The 17,840-nt window shown below is 61.0% G+C and carries 15 protein-coding genes and 2 pseudogenes; 13 read left to right on the top strand and 4 right to left on the bottom strand.

Annotated features, from left to right (window positions below):
• The first annotated feature begins 124 nt into the window (after positions 1-124).
• Together FHT79_RS29695 and FHT79_RS29690 are read left to right on the top strand one after the other, a co-directional pair.
• Positions 125-814 carry a carbonic anhydrase gene (locus FHT79_RS29695; protein ID WP_028757993.1) on the top strand — a complete coding sequence of 230 codons (690 nt, stop codon included), beginning with the start codon at positions 125-127 and terminating at the stop codon, positions 812-814.
• 4 nt (positions 815-818) lie between these two features.
• A complete protein-coding gene (locus FHT79_RS29690; RefSeq protein ID WP_028757992.1) occupies positions 819-2,345 on the top strand; it encodes a SulP family inorganic anion transporter in 1,527 nt (508 codons plus the stop codon).
• A 360-nt stretch (positions 2,346-2,705) separates the two neighbouring features.
• On the opposite strand, the pseudogene FHT79_RS29685 reads toward FHT79_RS29690, so the two are convergent.
• Positions 2,706-2,996: pseudogene (locus tag FHT79_RS29685) on the bottom strand (substrate-binding domain-containing protein); the annotation flags it as partial.
• A 425-nt stretch (positions 2,997-3,421) separates the two neighbouring features.
• On the opposite strand from FHT79_RS29685, the pseudogene FHT79_RS32300 reads away from it, so the two are divergent.
• A pseudogene (locus FHT79_RS32300) lies at positions 3,422-3,675 on the top strand (DNA-binding response regulator); the annotation flags it as partial.
• A gap of 60 nt (positions 3,676-3,735) precedes the next feature.
• Here FHT79_RS32300 and FHT79_RS29680 read toward each other — a convergent pair.
• Positions 3,736-4,686: a LysR family transcriptional regulator gene (locus FHT79_RS29680; protein WP_028757990.1), complete on the bottom strand. Its 951-nt coding sequence runs from the start codon at positions 4,684-4,686 to the stop codon at positions 3,736-3,738.
• Positions 4,687-4,780: 94 nt separating this feature from the next.
• On the opposite strand from FHT79_RS29680, the gene FHT79_RS29675 reads away from it, so the two are divergent.
• The 10 genes from FHT79_RS29675 (at position 4,781) to FHT79_RS29630 (ending at position 15,677) form a co-directional block, all read left to right on the top strand.
• Positions 4,781-5,665, top strand: coding sequence for a dioxygenase (locus tag FHT79_RS29675; RefSeq protein ID WP_028757989.1), 885 nt, complete (start codon positions 4,781-4,783; stop codon positions 5,663-5,665).
• Positions 5,662-6,720 (top strand): maleylacetate reductase, encoded by a 1,059-nt coding sequence (locus FHT79_RS29670; RefSeq protein WP_028757988.1) that lies wholly within the window; start codon positions 5,662-5,664, stop codon positions 6,718-6,720. Before FHT79_RS29675 ends, FHT79_RS29670 begins: the two co-directional genes overlap by 4 nt.
• A 54-nt stretch (positions 6,721-6,774) precedes the next feature.
• Positions 6,775-8,055 carry an ABC transporter substrate-binding protein gene (locus FHT79_RS29665; protein WP_028757987.1) on the top strand — a complete coding sequence of 427 codons (1,281 nt, stop codon included), beginning with the start codon at positions 6,775-6,777 and terminating at the stop codon, positions 8,053-8,055.
• 61 nt (positions 8,056-8,116) lie between these two features.
• Entirely contained in the window at positions 8,117-8,836 is a 720-nt protein-coding gene (locus FHT79_RS29660; RefSeq protein WP_028757986.1) for an ABC transporter ATP-binding protein, read from the top strand.
• Positions 8,836-9,555: an ABC transporter ATP-binding protein gene (locus FHT79_RS29655; protein ID WP_097544194.1), complete on the top strand. Its 720-nt coding sequence runs from the start codon at positions 8,836-8,838 to the stop codon at positions 9,553-9,555. The genes FHT79_RS29660 and FHT79_RS29655 overlap by 1 nt, the downstream gene beginning before the upstream one ends.
• Positions 9,542-10,405: a branched-chain amino acid ABC transporter permease gene (locus FHT79_RS29650; protein ID WP_028757984.1), complete on the top strand. Its 864-nt coding sequence runs from the start codon at positions 9,542-9,544 to the stop codon at positions 10,403-10,405. Before FHT79_RS29655 ends, FHT79_RS29650 begins: the two co-directional genes overlap by 14 nt.
• 9 nt (positions 10,406-10,414) lie before the next feature.
• Positions 10,415-11,500 carry a branched-chain amino acid ABC transporter permease gene (locus FHT79_RS29645; protein ID WP_132573576.1) on the top strand — a complete coding sequence of 362 codons (1,086 nt, stop codon included), beginning with the start codon at positions 10,415-10,417 and terminating at the stop codon, positions 11,498-11,500.
• Positions 11,493-13,247 (top strand): FAD-dependent monooxygenase, encoded by a 1,755-nt coding sequence (locus tag FHT79_RS29640; RefSeq protein ID WP_028757982.1) that lies wholly within the window; start codon positions 11,493-11,495, stop codon positions 13,245-13,247. The genes FHT79_RS29645 and FHT79_RS29640 overlap by 8 nt, the downstream gene beginning before the upstream one ends.
• A 7-nt stretch (positions 13,248-13,254) precedes the next feature.
• A complete protein-coding gene (locus FHT79_RS29635) occupies positions 13,255-14,139 on the top strand; it encodes an intradiol ring-cleavage dioxygenase (protein ID WP_063476243.1) in 885 nt (294 codons plus the stop codon).
• A gap of 470 nt (positions 14,140-14,609) precedes the next feature.
• Positions 14,610-15,677, top strand: a complete 1,068-nt coding sequence (locus FHT79_RS29630) for an AI-2E family transporter (RefSeq protein ID WP_097544197.1) — start codon at positions 14,610-14,612, stop codon at positions 15,675-15,677.
• A 187-nt stretch (positions 15,678-15,864) separates the two neighbouring features.
• Here FHT79_RS29630 and FHT79_RS32465 read toward each other — a convergent pair whose 3' ends face one another.
• The gene (locus FHT79_RS32465; protein WP_281414623.1) at positions 15,865-16,131 is read right to left on the bottom strand and encodes a hypothetical protein; all 267 of its coding nucleotides are present in this window, start codon (positions 16,129-16,131) and stop codon (positions 15,865-15,867) included.
• A gap of 82 nt (positions 16,132-16,213) precedes the next feature.
• On the bottom strand, positions 16,214-17,770 hold the full coding sequence (locus FHT79_RS29620) for a phospholipase D family protein (protein ID WP_097544198.1): 1,557 nt from the start codon (positions 17,768-17,770) through the stop codon (positions 16,214-16,216).
• Positions 17,771-17,840: the final 70 nt, after the last annotated feature.

Below are 17,840 nucleotides of genomic sequence, written 5' to 3'. Positions count from 1 at the left end.
GTGTCGGCTATTTTCTTGCCGGCAACTTTACCTATCTCGCACTTGCGAAATGATCGCGCATGCCAACCCGCCGGGCATGGGTACGCCCCCTGCCTGCCGTCCGGCCCAACACAAGGACTCGACAATGGGTGATTTGCTCAAAGGGATCTCCAGCTTTCGCGGTGCCGTCTTTCCCGACCATCAGGCACTTTATCGCAAGCTGGCAGAGGAGGGACAGCAGCCGCAAGCGCTGATGATTTCCTGCGCCGACAGCAGGGTGATGCCCGAAACAATTACGCAGTCCGGCCCAGGCGAACTCTTCGTCTGCCGCAATGCCGGAAATATCGTTCCTCCCTTTTCCACGGCAAATGGCGGTGTATCATCGGCGATAGAATATGCGGTCGTAGCACTCGGCGTGCGTGATATCATCGTGTGCGGGCATTCCGATTGCGGTGCGATGAAAGGGCTTTGCCATCCCGATCTTCTGAAGCCGATGCCGAACGTCGCTGCCTGGCTGAAGCATAGTCATGCTGCCCATTCGATTGTTTGCGAAGCCTACCCCGTCGACCTGTCCGAGCGTCAAAGGGTTCGCGCCATCGCGATGGAAAACGTCGTCGTCCAGCTCGATCACTTGCGCACGCATCCTTCCGTCGCCGCCAAGCTGGCGACCAACGACATTACCCTGCACGGGTGGTTCTTCGATATCGAGACGGGGGAGGTACTCGTCTATGACGGTGCGGCCGCTCGCTTCACCGAGATCCTTGAGGACAGGCCCTTGCCTGTCGCGGTTAAGGGTCGTGGTCGTCCGCATGTGATTCCGCAAGCCGCGGAGTAGCCCGATGATTTCCAGCTCTGTTCTTTCGCGCGATCTCGCGTCGTCGCTCGTCGTGTTCCTGGTCGCCATACCGCTTTGCCTCGGGATTGCGGTGGCGTCAGGAGTTCCTGTGGCCATGGGCCTCATATCCGGCATAGTCGGCGGCCTCGTTGTCGGCCTTTTGGCCGGATCCCCACTTCAGGTGTCGGGGCCGGCGGCGGGCTTAGCCGTGATCGTCTTCGGCTTCGTCGAGCAATATGGCGCTGCCATGCTCGGGCCGGTTCTCATCGTGGCGGGATTGCTGCAGGTCCTCGCGGGTTTCCTGCGGATCGGCTCGTGGTTTCGGGCGATTTCGCCTGCGGTCGTCCACGGCATGCTCGCCGGGATCGGCATCCTCATCATTCTTGGCCAGATCCATGTGCTGATGGGGGCAAGACCCGCTGCCGGAGGCATTGAGAACGTCACTGCCATGGAGCAGACTTTCGCTCGCGTATGGGGCGCGGGGCTGACGCGTGAAGCGGTCGCCCTCCTCGTGGGGTTGATTTCCTTGCTTGCCATGATCGCCTGGGAGAAGTTCAGGCCGAAGTCCCTGATGCTGGTACCTGGTGCCCTGGTGGGGGTCGCGGCCGGTACGATATTGACGGTCGGGATGCAGCTGCCGATCGCAAGAGTGGAGGTGCCGTCCTCTCTCGTCGAAAGCATTACACTGCCGACGCTCGATGGCTTCGCCAGGATGGTCGAGCCCGGTATCATCGTGGCGACGCTGGTCATCGCGGTGATCGCCAGCGCAGAAACGCTGTTGTCATCCGCCGCCGTTGATCGAATGCATGATGGCGTGCGGACCCGCTTCAACAAGGAGTTGTTTGCCCAGGGCATCGGCAACGGACTTTGCGGTCTGCTTGGCGCCTTGCCGATTACCGGTGTCATCGTCAGATCGTCCGCCAACATTCAGGCCGGCGCACGGACGCGGGCGTCGGCCGTTCTGCACGGCGTCTGGATCCTTGGGCTGGTGGCATTTCTGCCGCAGCTGCTCGCGATGGTGCCGCTGACCGCACTTGCCGCGGTGCTGCTTGTGACAGGATGGCGGCTGATCAGTCTCCATCACCTCCGGCACCTCTTCGATCATCACGGCTGGGTTCCCGTGGGAATCTGGACCGCGACGGTGGCGATGGTGGTGCTTCAGGACCTGCTCGTCGGCGTGGCGCTCGGCCTTGCGCTGTCCATACTGGAAATCCTTCCGCACCTCCGTCGCAAACTTGCCATCGACAGGTCGGAGGATGAGGAAACCATCCACCTCGACCTCGTCGGCGCGGCGACTTGCAAGGACGTTCCTGTCCTGCTCAACACGCTGGAAACGCTTCCCGAGGGTCGTAAGATCAGGATCGCGGGTGCCCGCCTGCACTATCTTGATCATACCAGCGCCGAGACCCTGCGCGACTGGTTGAAGCGCCAGAAGAAATCAGGGCGCCTCGTCGAAATAGAGCATCCGCCGGTCGGACGCCATCGGCGGCTGAAACCGATCTTTGAACGGCTATCAGAGGAAGTTGCCTGATCGGCGGAGAAAAACCAGCTATCTAGCGACAATGTTCTTGCCCCGCTTGCGGGGCAAGAACAGCAAGAAGCGAAGCGCGAAACGCGAAACAATCCGTCACTTCCATTGCTGCGGCCATACGAGACGCCATGTCACAGTCACGCCTTGTTGGCACTCGGTCTCTGCAGCTCTGGAGGAGCGCGTTTCAACGAACCGATACCTGGCAAGCAAGCTAAGCCAATCTCGGAAACGGAATTATCGGGTGATCTCGACCAGCTTGGAAAGAACATGCAAATCGGTTCGGTACAGTCCTACGCATGCTATTACCGCCATCGATCATGGTCAGAAGTGCGGGGCGATACTTGGACGGTCCCAGATATTTCATGCGGATGACCTCGGCACAAACCGCTCCTGGATGACAACCATTTCGGCGTCGCGCTTTCCGGTGATCATTTCGACAATGGCGTCGACCATCTCGCTGGCGGGCTGTTGGCAGCTTGTCAGTCCATAGGCGGGGGCGCCGCCGAGCCCGATATTGTCGAAGCCGACGATCGCCAGCTCTTGCGGAATTCCTAGGCCGAACTCGCTACGGATGACATCCATCGCTCCCAGCGCCAAAATGTCGTTTTCACGCATCAATACGTCGACGCTGGACTCCAGATTAGTTGAAGCGGCGCGACTTCAGTCATGTAAGAGATCCAAATTTACCGAACTTTACTCGAGCTTTGCGTCACTTAGCATTCGCGCGGCTATTCTCTTGACCAGATTGCAAGCGGTATCCGTTTCTGACCCAACGTCAGGCCAAACCAAAGTGACCGATAAAATGTACCGGCCCTACGTCTCGATTTTGGCAACAGTGCTTGCCATTGCTCTTTTGGTCGGCGCCACCGACCAGCCGAAGCGCATTGCTCGCTATCCCTGTAACCTCAATTTGGAAGGCCGATGCAACGGGCCAATGTCGCTGATACCAGCGAAAATCTGGCGCGGCGAGCTGGCGACTGATATTGCTGGACAAGCGGGACGCTCACCATCCTTGCAAGCCAACCCCTTCCAATTTGATCTCTCTCGCACCAGACGTCCGGGACCGCACTAGCAGAGATAGGATCTGTGCTCTGGAATTCGGAGCAGACGATTACCCGGCAAGCCGTTCAATCCGCGAGAACTTGTAGCGAGGATCAGGGCAGTCCTGCGACGAGCCGCTAACGCTGAGGACGCTGACACCGACAAGGTCTTCAACTTCGCAGAGTTTGTCGCTGACACAAGTACCCGGCGGGTTTGCAAGTTCCTTGGCCCGGAAATCGAGTTGACCGGGGCCGAATTTGACCTTTTGGTGGTCTTTCTTGAGAGACCGGCCGACAGCCTGCCGAAGTGCCCTGCCTGCGGCCGCGCCTGTAGCATGCTTGCATATTGTTCATGAACCCCAGACCACTGACTGCTCATGCCGCTTTATCAGGTGCTTGAGGTTATCGAAGCCCGTGCGGATGTGACGGGCGAAGTGATCGACGGCGGGCGTGCGGGGTGCGTCCGAGCGCTTCAGCAAACCGAGCGCGCGTTCCGGATGGGGGATGGGGACGGGCAGGGCGGTGATGGATTTGTCGTTGCGCAATGCGAAGACGACGCTGTGCGGCATAATGGTCAGTGCATCAGCCGCCTTCATATAGTGGATGACGCTCATGAGGGAGCCGCCCGAATAGCGGATCTTGACTTCGGTTGCGCCGAAAGACAGGAGCATGCTGCGCAAGTCGGCGAGAAGCGGGCTACCCGGCGGCGGCGCGACCCAGGGAAAATCGAGCAGATGCGCAGGCTGTGGACGTCGCTTCATGAGCAGCGGATGGGTGACCCGACAGGCAACGACGTTGCGGCCAGGCAGGATGTGCTGGAATTCCAGGCCGGACCCTTCGTCGAGAATATCGATCGGACAGATGGCCAGATCGATCTGGTCGGCGTGAAGTGCTGCGCGCAGGTCCGGGAAATAGCCGTAGGTCTGGTCGATACGTACATCGGAATGTTGGTTCTGGAACTCGGCGATCATGCCGGCGATTAGCGCATCCATGAAGAAGGGCGTGCCCCCGACGCGCACGACGCCGCTCTTGCCGACCCGAAAACTCTCGACGACATCGGACGCCTTGCGCGATGCCGAGAGCATGGTCTGACCGTGGTCGGCTAAGGCTCGGCCGAGCGGCGTCGGCTGCAGCGGACGGCGGCCCTTGATGAAAAGCGGTTCGCCGATCCGCGCTTCCAGCATGGAAAGCGTGCGCGACACCGCCGGCTGGGAAAGGCCGAGCAGGGCCGCGCCCTCGGTGACGCCGCCGGTTTTGACGACCGCAGCCAGCTGGACAAGATGTCGTTCATCTATTTTCATAACGATATGATATATTAAACTGGAATAAAATCATCATGGGCAACCTGATCTCGCGCTAATTTATCTCTACCAGCCAATGCCCTGGAGGAGACGCATGACGCCGGGACCGACGGCGCTGCATTTCAGCGAGGCCACCTCGCATGACATGTTCGCGCAACGACTTCCGCATTCGAAGGACGACAGTCTGCCGCAGATTCTGGCGGCTGCGGTGACGCATCTTCATGCCCTCATCCGGGAATTGCGGCCGACCCAGGCGGACTGGCGCAAGGCGATCGAATTTCTGACCGATGTCGGCCATGCCAGCGACGAGCGGCGCCAGGAGTGGGTGCTGCTGTCGGATCTGCTCGGTGTTTCGGCACTGGTCGAGGAAATCAATTCGCGCCGTCCGAAGGCGGCCACCCCCAACACCGTGCGCGGACCGTTCTTCCGCGCGGACGTTCCGCAACTGGCGCTCGGCAGCAATATCTCTCTCGATGGCATCGGCGAGACGGTCGATGTGTCTGGCCGCGTGCAGGATCTCGATGGCGATCCCATCGCAAATGCCGAGATCATCACCTGGCAGGCCAATGCTCAAGGCTTTTACGAAAACCAGCAGCCGGACCTGCAGCCGGAGTTCAATCTGCGCGGCAGCTTCCGCACGGATACGGATGGACATTTCCATTATCGCACCATCAAGCCCTGCGGCTATGGCGTGCCGGACGATGGTCCGGTGGGAAAGCTCCTGCGACAGGCGGGCTATCCGCTGCGCCGCCCCGCGCATCTTCATTTCATCATCAAAGCGCCGGGCTTCGAGACGATCACCACGCATATCTATGACAGCAGCGATCCGCATCTGGCCGAAGACGCGATCTTCAGCGTCAAGCCGGATCTGGTGCGAAGCTTCGAGCGCCAGGGCGAGCGGCAAGGCAAGGGCGCAACGACGTGGCGGCTCGACCTCGCCTTCGTCATGGTCCGCGCCAGACAGGGAGCCGACACATGAGCCGCGACTTCATCTATAGCGGCAGCCCCGCCCATATCGTCTTCGGCCAAGGCAAGAGCGCTGCCGCCTGTGAATGGGTGGAAAAGCTCGGATGCACCAGCGCGCTCGTCCTCTCGACGCCGCATCAGAAGTCGGATGCGGAAGCCCTGGCGGAGCGGCTAGGCTCGCGCGCCGTCGGCGTCTTTTCGGGCGCTGTCATGCACACGCCTGTTGATGTCACCGAAAAGGCGATGGAGGTGGTTCGCGAGACGAAGGCCGATTGCATCGTCTCGCTCGGCGGCGGCTCGACCACCGGGCTTGGCAAGGCCATCGCCTATCGCACCGATCTGCCGCAGATCGTCATTCCCACGACCTATGCCGGATCTGAGGTGACGCCGATCCTCGGCCAGACGGAGGGTGGGCGAAAGACAACCGTGCGCCATGCGAGCATCCTGCCTGAGGTGGTGATCTACGATCCGGCACTGACGTTTGGCCTGCCGATCGGCATGAGCGTCACCTCCGGGCTGAATGCCATGGCCCACGCGGTCGAGGCGCTCTATGCTCGGGATCGCAACCCGATTTCGACGCTGATGGCGGCTGAGGGGCTGCGGGCCTTCAAGACCAGCCTGGCTGACATCATCGCCAGACCTTGGGCTCCCGAGGCCCGCGCCGATGCGCTCTACGGTGCCTGGCTCTGCGGCACGGTGCTCGGCACGGTCGGCATGGCGCTGCACCACAAGATCTGCCACACGTTGGGCGGCACCTTCGATACGCCGCATGCCGATACGCATGCGATCATGCTGCCGCACACCGCCGCCTACAATGCCGCCGCCGTGCCGGAGCTTCTGGCGCCGGTCGCTGATATCTTCGGCGGTTCGGTCGGCGGCGGGCTTTGGGATTTCGCCAGGCAAATCGGCTCGCCGCTGGCGCTGAAGGATCTGGGTCTGAGCGAAGCCGATCTGGACCGCGCCGCTGATATTGCCACCGAAAATCCCTATTGGAATCCAAGACCAATCGACCGCGAATCCATTCGCGCCCTGCTGCAGGATGCTTGGGAGGGCAAGCGGCCGGCATGAGCTGACGACAGACACCACGCTCTCTGGGAGGAGAGAAAAATGGGAGGAGGAAACATGTTTACGAGGCGAGATTTTCTGAAGACCACGGCCGCCACCGGGGCACTGGCGGCTACATCCGGGCTTACCGCCCCCGCAATCGCACAGGATGCTGCGATCAAGCTCGGCTATGTCAGCCCGCAGACCGGGCCGCTTGCCGCCTTCGGCGAGGCCGACAAATTTGTCATCGACAGCTTCCTGGCAACCACCAAGTCGATGGGTCTCAACTATGAGATCGTCGTCAAGGACAGCCAGTCCAATCCGAACCGGGCAGCCGAAGTCGCCAAGGAACTGATCGTCACCGACGAGGTGAACCTGATCCTCGTCGCCTCGACGCCGGAGACCACCAATCCGGTGGCGACCACCTGCGAGGCCGAGGAAATGCCCTGCATTTCGACGGTCGCGCCCTGGCAGCCCTGGTTCATCGGCCAGCAGGGCAATCCCGGTGACCCCACGTCCTGGAAACCGTTCAACTATGCCTATCATTTCTTCTGGGGTCTGGAGGACGTCATCTCCGTCTTCACCAATATGTGGGCGCAGATCGAGACCAATAAAAAGGTTGGCGGCCTGTTCCCCAATGACGGCGACGGCAATGCCTGGGGCGACAAGGTCGTCGGCTTCCCGCCGGTATTGGAGAGAATGGGCTACGGCCTGATTGACCCCGGCCGCTACCAGAACATGACGGATGATTTCTCAGCGCAGATCAACGCCTTCAAATCCGGCCAGTGCGAAATCATCACCGGCGTGGTGATCCCGCCTGACTTCACCACCTTCTGGAACCAGGCCAAGCAGCAGGGTTTCGCCCCGAAGATCGCCTCGATCGGCAAGGCGCTGCTCTTCCCGCAGACCGTGGAGGCGCTCGGCAATGCCGGGCATAATCTGTCGTCGGAAGTCTGGTGGACGCCAAGCCATCCGTTCAAGTCGTCCTTGACTGGGGAAAGTGCGGCTGAGGTGGCAGCGGCCTTCACCAAGGCGACCAACAGGCCCTGGACACAGCCGATCGGTTTTGCCCATGCGTTGTTCGAGCTGGCGGTGGATGCGATGAAGAGGGCCGGGGACCCCAAGGATGGTGATGCCGTCGCAGAGGCGATTGCCGCCACCAAGCTCGATACGCTGGTCGGTCCGATCGCCTGGGACGGCAAAGGCCTGCCGCCATTTGCCGCCAAGAACATTGCCAAGACGCCGCTCGTCGGCGGCCAGTGGCGGTTGAAGGACGGCGGCGGCTACGATCTCGTCATCACCGACAATAAGACGGCCCCGAGCATTCCGGCCGGCGGCAAGATGGAAGCGATCGCCTGATTTTTGGCGCCTGATTTTTGGCGCGGGGCCTGGGGCCCCGCCTGTTCTGGGAGGAATGGGTTTGGCAATTCTCGAACTCGATGGTGTCTCGAAGAAATTCGGCGCTCTGACCGTCGCCGAGCAGATTTCCTTTGCCGTTGGCGAAGGCGAGGCGCTGGGCATTATCGGGCCGAATGGGGCCGGCAAGTCGACCCTCTTCAATCTGATCACCGGCAATATCGCCGCCGATAGCGGCAGCATCCGCTTTCTCGGTAGCGATGTGACGCGCACACCGCCGATGGCGCGCTGCCTGTCGGGCATGGGCCGCACCTTCCAGATCCCGCAGCCTTTCGAGAAGCTGACGGTCTTCGAAAATCTCCTCGTTGCCGGCGCTTTCGGCTCGCGGCGCCGCGAGGCCGAGGTGTCGGACCGCTGCGCCGAAATCCTGGTGGATACAGGGCTGATCGACAAGGCGAATGTGCTGGCCGGAAGCCTGTCGCTGCTGCAGCGCAAGCGGCTGGAACTGGCGCGAGCGCTGGCGACGGAACCGAAGCTGCTGCTGCTCGATGAAATCGCCGGCGGATTGACCGAGGGCGAATGCCGATCGCTGGTTGCCACCATCCGCGCCATTCACGCGCGCGGCGTTGCCGTCATCTGGATCGAGCATGTGCTGCATGCGCTGAATTCCGTCGTCGAGCGGCTGCTGGTGCTGCATTTCGGCAGGGTCATCGGGATCGGCAAGCCGGAGGACATTATGGCCTCGCGCGATGTGCGCGAAATCTATCTGGGGATCGAGATCTGATGGCGCTGCTTGAAACCAGAGGCTTGACTGCCTCCTACGGTGATTTCCAGGCGCTGTTCGGTGTCGATATTGCGGTCGGCGCCGGCGAGACCATCGCCATCATCGGCGCCAACGGCGCCGGCAAGACGACGCTGATGCGCTCGATTTCAGGCGTGCTTACCAATGCGCCGGCATCGATCCTTTATCGCGACGAGCCGATCGGGGCGCTGCCGGCGCCCGACATCCTGGCGCGCGGCATCTCTATGGTGCCGGAGGGGCGAAAACTCTTTCCGTCGCTGAGTGTCGAGGAGAACCTACTGATCGGCAATTATGGCCGCAAGGTCGACGGGCCGTGGACGCTCGAAAGCGTCTTCTCGCTGTTCCCGATCCTCAAGGAGCGGCGCAACAATCCGGCCACAGCACTTTCCGGCGGGCAGCAGCAGATGGTGGCGATCGGCCGCGGGCTGATGTCCAATCCGGCGGTGCTGCTCTGCGACGAGATCAGCCTTGGGCTCGCGCCTGTCGTGGTCCGAGATATCTACGCCGCTTTTCCGCGAATCCGCGAGACCGGCGCGTCGATCGTCATCGTCGAGCAGGACATCGCCCAGGCGCTGAAGGTGACCGACCGCGTCTACTGCATGATGGAAGGGCGGGTGACGCTCTCCGGCCGCGCCGCCGATCTTAGCCGCGACGACATCCACAAGGCCTATTTTGGGACGGATCACCATGAACTGGCTTGATACCATTCTCCAGGGCGTGCTGCTCGGCGGGCTCTATGCGCTGTTTGCGGCGGGGCTCAGCCTCGTTTTCGGCATCATGCGGCTGGTCAACCTCGCCCATGGCGACCTGATCGTGCTTGCCGCCTTCCTGATCCTGGTGCTGGTGACGACACTCGGGCTCCACCCGTTCGTTGCCGCGGTGATCGCGATGCCCTTGATGTTCGCCATCGGTTGGGGCCTGCAATATTTCCTGCTCAACCGCACGCTCGGCAAGGACATTCTGCCGCCGCTGCTCATCACCTTCGGCCTGTCGATCGTCATCCAGAATGGCCTGCTCGAAGGCTTCTCCGCCGATAGCCGCCGCGTCTTTGCCGGCAGTCTCGAGAGCGCCTCCGTCAATCTCGGCCCGGCCACCGCCGGCATCATGCCGCTAATGACCTTCTTTTCGGCCGTCGCCGTCATCGTCTGTCTCAACCAGCTGATCTATCGTACATCCGTCGGCCGCGCCTTCCGGGCGACCTCGGATGATCCGGTGACCGCGGGGTTGATGGGCATCCGGCCACACCGCATCTTCGCGCTGGCGACGGGGCTTGCCATGGTCGTGGTGACGATCGCCGCCCTCTATCTCGGGACGCGCGCCAATTTCGATCCGACGTCGGGACCATCGCGGCTGATCTACGCCTTCGAAGCCGTAATCATCGGCGGGCTCGGCTCGCTCTGGGGCACGCTTGCCGGCGGCATCATCTTAGGCGTTGCCCAGACGGTGGGTGCAGCAATCAATCCCGAATGGCAGATCCTTGCCGGCCATCTGGCATTCCTTGCCGTTCTCCTGTTCAAGCCGCGCGGTCTTTTCCCGCGCGCGGTCGATTGAGGTGCATCGATGACCATGGCCATTCCATCCTTCGTCGTCGAGACACGCACCCGGGCATCGACATTGTCCGCCGTAGCAGTGATTGCTCTCTTGCTGCTCGCCTTCGCCGCACCCTTCATTGTCTCGCGCGGCGTCATCCAGGACCTGTTCTTCATCCTCACCATGCTGGTGCTGGCGCAGAACTGGAACCTGCTTGCCGGTTATGCCGGGCTGATCTCGGTCGGCCAGCAGGTCTTCGTCGGCTTTGGCGCCTATACCATGTTCGGCTGCGTCATCCTGTTCGGCATCGACCCGGTCGTTGCCATCCTGATTGCCGGGCTGCTTTCTGTCGTTCTCGCTATTCCGACAGCCTTCTTCACCTTCCGGCTCTACGGCCCCTATTTCGCCATCGGCACCTGGGTGGTGGCCGAGGTTGTGCGGCTGCTGCTCGCCCAGTGGAAGGCGCTCGGCGGCGGCACCGGCACCTCGCTGCCGCGGGATGCGACCCGCGACATGATGGGCGTCGGCGCAATGCGCGATCTCTTCGGCATGAAGGCCTCCGAGGCAGGTGACGCGCTGACCTACTGGCTGGCGCTGATCCTCGTCGTCGCGGCCATCGGCTTCATCTATGGGTTGCTGCGCAGCAAGCAGGGCCTTGGGCTTGCTGCCGTCCGTGACAACGAGCAAGCGGCCCGCGCCGTCGGAGTCGATGCGCAGCGGATGAAGACGCTGGTCTATCTCGCCTCCGCCTTCATCACCGGCATCGCCGGCACGCTGATCTATGTGCAGAAGGCACGGATCTCGCCGGATGCCGCCTTCTCGGTCACCGACTGGACGGCCTATGTCATCTTCATCGTGGTGATCGGCGGCATCGGCACGATCGAGGGACCGATCCTCGGCGTCATCATCTTCTTTCTGCTACAGAACCTCCTCGCCGATTACGGCTCCTGGTACCTGCTGATGCTGGGTCTTCTTGGCATCGCCATCATGCTTTTCGCGCCGCGCGGCCTCTGGGGGCTGTTCTCCGACCGCACCGGCATCCAGCTTTTCCCGGTCCGCCGCGTCTTGAAGGGCGGGCCGCTCAGTCTCACGCATAGGGGAGGGCCTCATGGCTGACATTACCACCGACGTACTCATCATCGGCACCGGCCCGGCCGGCTCCGCCACCGCGGCCCTGCTTTCGTCCTACGGGGTCGAGAACCTGGTGATCAACCGTTACCGCTGGCTCGCCAGCACGCCGCGCGCCCACATCACCAACCAACGCACAATGGAAGTGCTGCGCGATCTCGGCCGCGACGTGGAGGATGAGGCCTATATGTTCGCGGCCGAGCAGGACCTGATGGGTGAGAACGTCTTCTGCACCTCGCTCACCGGCGAAGAGATCGGCCGGATGAAGAGCTGGGGCAAACATCCGCTGTCACGCGCCGAGCATCAACTGTCGTCGCCGACCCATATGAACGACCTGCCGCAGACCTTCATGGAGCCGCTGCTCTTCAAGACGGCCTGTTCGCGCGGCAGCCAGTCGCGCATGTCGACGGAATATCTGAGCCATGTACAGGATGAAGACGGGGTCACGACCACCTGTCTCGATCGATTGACCGGCAAGGAACTTACCGTCCGCTCGAAATATCTGGTCGGCGCCGACGGCGGCAATTCCAAGGTTGCGGAACATGCCGGCCTCACCTTCGAAGGCAAGATGGGCGTTGCCGGCTCGATGAACATTCTGTTCAAAGCCGATCTGTCGCGCCTGGTCGCCCACCGTCCATCGGTGCTTTACTGGGTGCTGCAGCCGGGTGCGGATGTCGGCGGCATCGGCATGGGGCTGGTGCGGATGGTGAGACCATGGAACGAATGGCTGATCGTCTGGGGTTACGACATCAACCAGCCGCCGCCTGAGGTGGATGAAGCGCATGCGAAGAAAGTGGTACGCGACCTCGTCGGCGATCCCGATCTCGAAATGACCATCAAGTCGGTCTCGACCTGGACCGTCAACAATATGTACGCCACGACGATGTCAAATGGCCGCGTCTTCTGCATGGGCGACGCCACTCACCGCCATCCGCCCTCGAACGGTCTCGGCTCCAACACCTCGATCCAGGACGCTTTCAATCTCGCCTGGAAGCTTGCCTTCGTCCTGAAGGGAGCCGCAGGCCCGAAACTTCTCGACAGTTATCAAGCCGAGCGCGCGCCTGTTGCCAAGCAGATCGTCACCCGCGCCAACAAGTCGATTGAGGAGTTCGGGCCGATCTTCAAGGCGCTCGGACTGCTCGATTCCATCGACCCGGTGAAGATGCAGCAGAACATGGACGCGCGCTGCAACAACACGACGGCTGCCGAAGAGCAGCGCGCCGCGATCCGCAAGGCGATCGCCGACAAGGTCTACGAATTCGATTGCCACGGCGTCGAGATGAACCAGCGCTACCGCTCGGGTGCTGCGATTTCAGATGGACAGGTGGAGCCGGCTTTTACCAAGGATCCGGAACTGCATTGCCAGCAGACGAGCTGGCCCGGTGCGCGGCTGCCGCATGCCTGGGTCTTCTCCGCCACTGGCGAGAAGGTTTCGACGCTTGACCTCACCGGTCACGGCAAATTTGCCGTGCTGACAGGGATCGGCGGGCAGGGCTGGGTCGAGGCGGCCCGCAGTCTCGGCAAGGAATTCGGCACTGAGATCGTTGCCCATGTCATCGGCCCCCGCCAGCCGTGGCAGGATTTTACCGGCGACTGGGCCAATATCCGCGAAATTCGCGACAGCGGCATCCTGCTGGTCCGCCCGGACCACCACGTCGCCTGGCGGCGCGAGGCGATGGCCGACGATCCCACGACTGAACTGCGCCGCGTGCTGACAGCAATTCTTGGAAAGTGAGATCATGATGGACGCGCATGAGAAAGGCTTCTTCACCGAAGAAAACTCCGTCGAGGTCGTCACCGGCCGGAACAAGAACGCCAAGGACGAGCGGCTGAAGCAGATCATGGAGGTGGTCACCCGCAAGCTGCACGAGGCAGTGAAGGAGATTGAGCCGAACCAGGACGAATGGATGCAGGCGATCCTGTTTATGACGCGCACCGGCCAGATGTGCAACGAGTGGCGGCAGGAGTTCATCCTGCTGTCGGATGTTCTCGGCGTCTCGATGCTGGTCGATGCGATCAACAACCGCAAACCGTCGGGCGCATCCGAAAGCACGGTGCTCGGACCCTTTCATGTCGAGGGTGCGCCGGAACTGTCGATGGGCGCCAATATCTGCCTCGATGCCAAGGGCGAGGACATGGTGATCGGCGGGCGGATCCTTGATACGGCGGGACAACCCATCGGCGATGCGGTTATCGACGTCTGGCAGGCCAATGACGAGGGCTTCTACGACGTGCAGCAGCAGGGGATCCAACCAGACTTCAACCTTCGCGGCGTGTTCCGGACCGGCGCTGACGGCCGCTATTGGTTTCGAGCGGTGAAGCCAAAGTACTACCCGATCCCGGACGATGGACCCGTTGGCAAGCTGCTGGGTGCGCTCGGTCGCCATCCCTACCGGCCCGCCCACCTGCACTACATCATCAAGGCCCACGGCTTCGAGACGCTCACGACACACATCTTCGATCCGGACGACCCGTACATCCAATCTGACGCCGTCTTCGGTGTGAAGGAGAGCTTGCTTGCCCAATTCCAGCACGTTGAGGATCCGGTACGCGCTAACGAGCTCGGTTTCTCAGGCAAGTTCTGGCAGATAGAGCACGATTTCGTGCTGGCTCGGCCCGAGGAGTAGCATGCTCTTCAGCTGGCGGGTATTCGTCGTTGACCTTACGAATGCGTCAGGATCTTCGAATGGATATGCGCGGGTCAAAGCATCAATCCGTAGGGGCTGCGCGCGGCAGTCCATCATATGGGCGAAAAGGCGCAGCTTGCTCCCGAGACTGTCGAAGGTGTTCCATAAATGTGCTTACCCCTCATGAGTCGATCGCGGCATTCCGCGATAAGCCCTCGGGCCAGGGCTGCCTTTACCGGGGCCCGCTGACGGCTTGGAGACGCGTACTTCTGCCGCTCTGGCGGACGGTGGCCCGCGCGCCGCTCCGTCCGGGCTCGGGTGCGGCTATGGCGGTAGTCAGGTGGTCCACGTTCGTCTGGAGGTGGGATTCGCGTTGGCCTTATGCGGTGACGCGGCTATGGTTGCGACGAGAAATTTTTGCCTAATCCCGCTACAACGGCGGTGGAGACTGGCCAGCGCACAAGGCAGACATGTCTATCCAACGTACGAGTTTTTATGTCATGCTAGCGGTGGTGACGATCGCGTTCATCTGGCTGCTTATCCCCTATTACGCGGCGGTCTTCTGGGCAGTGATCCTTGCGACCATCTTCTTTCCAGTACACATGCGACTGGCGCAGTTGCTAGGGGGTCGACGCAGCATCGCTGCCCTGCTGACGGTGCTGCTATGCATCTGCCTCGTCATCGTGCCGGCGTTGATAATTTTCGTTTCCCTTATCCAGGAAGGCACCAGTCTTTACCAACGGATAAGCAGCAACGAAATCGACCTCAATGACTACTTGGTCCGGATTCAGAATGCGTTGCCCGGCTTCGTCGACAACTGGCTGAACTCATTGAAGCTTGGCGGCTTCGCGGAACTTCGCGCCAACATCTCATCAGGCGCCGTACAGGCAAGCCGGTCGGTCGCCGGGAGCCTGCTGAGTTTTGGACAGAACACGCTGCATTTCTTCATAAGCTTCGGGATCATGCTTTATCTGCTTTTCTTCCTCTTCAGGGATGGGGCTGACCTCGGCCGGTCGATCCGACATGCAATCCCTCTGAATGACGACTATACCCGACAGTTTCGCGACAAGTTTTCCGCTGTTGTTCGGGCAACCGTCAAGGGGAATATCATCATTGCTGTGATCCAAGGAACGATCGGTGGCGTGGCATTCTGGGCCTTGGGAGTCGAGGCGGCCCTTTTGTGGGGCGTCACGATGGCGTTCATGTCGATGCTGCCTGCAATAGGAGCAGCTCTCGTATGGGTTCCAGCCGCCATCTGGCTAGTCCTCACGGGTGCCTGGTTGAAAGCATCGATCCTGGTTCTCGTCGGCGTATTTGTCATAGGGCTCATCGACAACCTGCTGCGTCCTCCACTGGTGGGCCAGGGGACGCGGCTGCCCGATTATGTGGTGCTGATTTCAACGGTCGGCGGCATTTCGCTCTTCGGGATCAATGGTTTTGTCATTGGACCCCTGATTGCCGCCTTGTTTATCGCTTCATGGTCGATCTTCGCCGATCAACAGGACGCACAGAAACCAGCCGCCGGGGATAGTAAATAGAAATTTTGTAGGCTTGCCAGTAAGTGTGGCGTCAGCGCAATGCCGATCGGAAGGCCTGCTCACCCATCTTTGCCGGACACGGTCCACGGTGATCCCGTCGACTCCGGCGGAGTGTTTACCTCCTGATCCTGTAGATAAGCGACGACGGCCCTTTCGCGGCCATTCAGCGTGGCGTTGCCGATACCCGTCAGGCCTTGATCGGTGAAAATTTTGACCGACGAAGCTGCAGCCCGGCAAACAGACGATGATTTTGATGCCGGTAATTTTCATGACTTATCCATTGGCTGAAATCGTACGGGTGGGTCATGGCGGAAGCGGTTAAGATGAGCCGGTCGCGCGGGTCGGGATGGGGAATGGCCGAGAGCAGCGCACGCGGGTAATCATGCGCCGGGTTGTTGACGAGCTGATCGGTCTTCCCGGCCACGATCCAGATGAAAGCTTTGCTTACGTCCAAGACCACATTCCCCTACGATCGGGGTGTCTCATGCGTTCTCACAGCTCAGCTTGGCCTCTCATGACGAGACCAGTCGTCAGGGTTATAGCTGAGATTCGAGCGGCAACCACTTGATCAGCCAGGCTGTCGCGCGCCGGGCAATCCCGGCATCCGGCTCGTCTCGGAGGAGAGTATTTTTCCCGTCTACGACCTTCAGCCACCGCACGGATCCCTTTTCGAGTGTTAGGGGATAACTCAGATCCGCATCGGTTTCTACGGCAAATATCGCGTCCATTCGCTCGACAAGATCCTGTGACTCGAACAGAACACCCATTTCGGTGTTTAAGGATACGGACCTCGGATCGAGATTGAGAGATCCGATGAAGCCGTACTTTCCATCCCTGGCGAAGGCCTTCGTGTGAAGGCTGGCCTGCTTGGAACCGCGCAAGGAGAAAGATCCCATGTCGGCAATCGATTTCAGCTCAAAGAGCGCAATGCCAGCTTTCAGCAGGGCGGGGCGGTAGCGCGAATATCCTGCGTGAACTGCGGCAACGTCGGTGGCTGCAAGCGAGTTCGTCAGGACGGAAACCTTCACTCCTTTGTCGCGTAGCTTCGTCAGCGCCTCGACGCCGCGTTCGCCGGGAACGAAGTACGGCGAGGTGATATGGATGAACTCGGCCGTGCCCGTGATGACCGGCAGCAGCGTTCCCATCAGCATGTTTTGCCCGCTGCGCAGCTTCCCGGCCGCCTTTTCGGGGGGGTCTGCCAGAACGTCGAGTTTGTGGACCCAGATGTAGCGGTCCTCAGTTATGGCGTCCTTCAGCGATGTTTTATCGCGCACCTGATAAAGATATGGCTGGGCGCGCTGTTCGAAGTGAAGGCGTTCCATGTTGTGGCGAAGCTTCTGCAGCTTGTTGGCTCGACGCGACAGCAGCGCCCGCACGGGCACGGCAACCGAACTGTTCCAGTAGTCATCGAATAGACGCTCTGTCTTGGCAACGGCTTGGCCGACCATCACGAGATCGAAGTCCCTGAAGTTTGCGTCCTTGCCGGCATCGAAATACGGATCGCCTATGTTGCGTCCCCCGACCATCGCGATGCGGCCATCGGCAATCCACGCCTTATTGTGCATGCGACGGTTGACGCTTCGAAACCGCAAGGCCATCTCAAGACCGCGGAGCAGGATATTCTCACGTGCCTTTGTGGGATTGAAGAGCCGCAGCTCGATGTTCGGGTGACAGTCGATCGCATGGAAGATCTTGTCGGACATGGAGACACCCAGATCGTCGAGAAGGATCCTCACACGCACGCCACGGTCGGCCGCAGCGACGACCTCCCGCATGATCAGCATTCCGGTCAGGTCCGCATTCCACATATAGTACATGAGGTCGAGGCTGCGTCCGGCGGAACGGGCAGCAAGAAGTCTGGCTGCGAACGCGTCCAGGTTGGAGGTGATCAGGACGAGGCCGCTTGCCGCCTCCTGCTTGTGACAAAGCCCGGCGCCATATCGATCAAGCTCGGTGTGCGCAGCGGCAATCTCGAGGACGTGGGAATCGACTTTCTGGACCCGCTTGAGAAACCCGGCACAGCTTGATGCTGCCAGAGCCCAGAGGGCTACCAGCGCCATGGTCGCGATGATGGCAAAGCTGAACCAGCTCACACGATACCCCTGCGCCGCGGCCAGGAAGCGATATGCTGACTCGATCCGCCCGGGAAAAATAGGGTCACGC

Origin of the sequence: Rhizobium sp. BK212 (assembly GCF_014197475.1) — a bacterium.
GTDB classification, from domain to species: domain Bacteria; phylum Pseudomonadota; class Alphaproteobacteria; order Rhizobiales; family Rhizobiaceae; genus Rhizobium; species Rhizobium anhuiense.
This window is presented reverse-complemented; position numbering and strand designations above follow the sequence as displayed.